This window comes from uncultured Campylobacter sp., assembly GCF_938045535.1.
Taxonomy (GTDB): domain Bacteria; phylum Campylobacterota; class Campylobacteria; order Campylobacterales; family Campylobacteraceae; genus Campylobacter_B.
In genome coordinates this window covers 1-1,592 of the sequence record NZ_CALIMQ010000174.1, presented here as the reverse complement: position 1 = coordinate 1,592, position 1,592 = coordinate 1, and the positions used below count along the sequence as shown (strand labels likewise).

2 protein-coding genes and 1 pseudogene are annotated in these 1,592 nt (G+C 42.5%); all 3 read right to left on the bottom strand.

Translation table 11 applies throughout. From position 1 onward, the window contains the following. Window positions 1-48 precede the first annotated feature (48 nt). The gene (raiA, locus tag Q0095_RS05590) at window positions 49-591 is read right to left on the bottom strand and encodes a ribosome-associated translation inhibitor RaiA (protein ID WP_297882144.1); all 543 of its coding nucleotides are present in this window, start codon (window positions 589-591) and stop codon (window positions 49-51) included. A gap of 230 nt (window positions 592-821) precedes the next feature. Next, window positions 822-1,133 (bottom strand): hypothetical protein, encoded by a 312-nt coding sequence (locus tag Q0095_RS05585; RefSeq protein ID WP_297882142.1) that lies wholly within the window; start codon window positions 1,131-1,133, stop codon window positions 822-824. After that, a pseudogene (locus Q0095_RS05580) lies at window positions 1,133-1,592 on the bottom strand (hypothetical protein); the annotation flags it as partial. The gene Q0095_RS05585 and the pseudogene Q0095_RS05580, both read right to left, overlap by 1 nt.

The following is a 1,592-nucleotide window of genomic DNA, read 5'->3' as shown; positions in this document are numbered from 1 at the left end:
CTAAAATTCTAAAATTCTAAAATTCTAAAATTCTAAAATTCTAAAATTCTAAAATAAGCCGAATTTACCATCTTTACGCTTGTAAAGCACACGCATTTTAGCGTCCATATCGTTAAAGACCAAGAACTGATCGGTACTTTCTTTAAGCTTATTTAGCGCCTCATCGATCTCTAGCGGCTTATATAGATCCAGCTCGGTAGGGACGATCTCATCAACTTCATCGTTTAAATTTGGCTTATTGGCACCGACCGCATTATCTACGGCGTTTTGTTTCATTTCGTCGCGATTTTTATGAGAATTTACCTTATCGTGGTATCTGCGTAGAACTTTTGAAGCACGATCTACGATGAGATCGACGGCGGCATAGAGATCTTTATCTTTTTGACGCACGACGATAGTGTCTTGATGCGCTAAATTTAATGAGAAATCTACCACGAAGCCCTTTTTGCCTTGCTTCTCGTCAGCAGAAATTACACAACGCCCAGAGATGATGTCGAGATTATATTTTTCTAGCGTCTCAAATGCGTTTTCGACATAATTTTTAATAGCCTCCGTTAGCTCAAACTGCTTACCTACGATATTTAAATTCATCGTCTCTCCTTTGCATTATGGTTTTTGAATAGTACGCCTATGATATGTAATCTGCGGTCTGCCCATAACTTCTACGTTGGATTTTACTACTACATCTACAAGCGCGGCATGGCTTAGAATTCTGCCCACACTACCATTTGCAAGTGTTTCGGACGAGCCTTGCCCAAAATTACTATAAGCGACGGTATGATTGCCGGGCGCACCCAGCTGTCTATCAAAATATCCAAATGTCACGGTGATATTTTTTCGCCCGCATTATTTGACGGGTACTCGAGCGTAATCGTATTTAGTGTAGGGTTGCTCGCAGCTGTAGCGCCTCCTGCCTTAAGATCGGTAGTTAAATACTGGTGCTTTTGCATAGCAAGGACAGCCAGCTCCGTAGCACTCTGCGCTAGCAACAGCGCCTGCTCTCTGCCTTGGATATTATTGACATCGCGAGCCGTCATAGATGCTATAGATAGTGCCGTAATCGCCGTAGTTGCTACAATGATGATAAAAAATATGGCTGCTACTAGAGCAAAGCCTTTTTGCATAGTTTTCATTAGTACACCACCTGTGCTTTACAAACGTTTAGATCCAGCTCTGCGGGATCAAAATTTCTGCCATCGTCTCTCATACATAGTTTAAGCGCAACGGCGCCATTATCGTCCTTAAACCTAAATAAGCTCACATCCTCTGCTAGTAGTGAACTACTAGCAGTATTATATGAGTGTGCATCACCTGCAACAGTGCTCCATGGACGATAGTTATACCTCAATACTAGATCAAAATTCTTACTCAAATTTCCCGCATTGTCTTTCGTATAAGTTACGACATTAGCGGGGACGATCGCATAGGCGCTATGCGCTATATAGTACTGCTCAGAAAATTCCTGAGAGTTAGCATTGTTTGGATTGAACGGATATTGGTTGATAGCGATAGTTTCACCTTGTATACTACCGCTACCCGCAGCACTAGGAGTGCCTACGGCGATTAGCACGCGGTTTCTGCCGTCTGCCCAA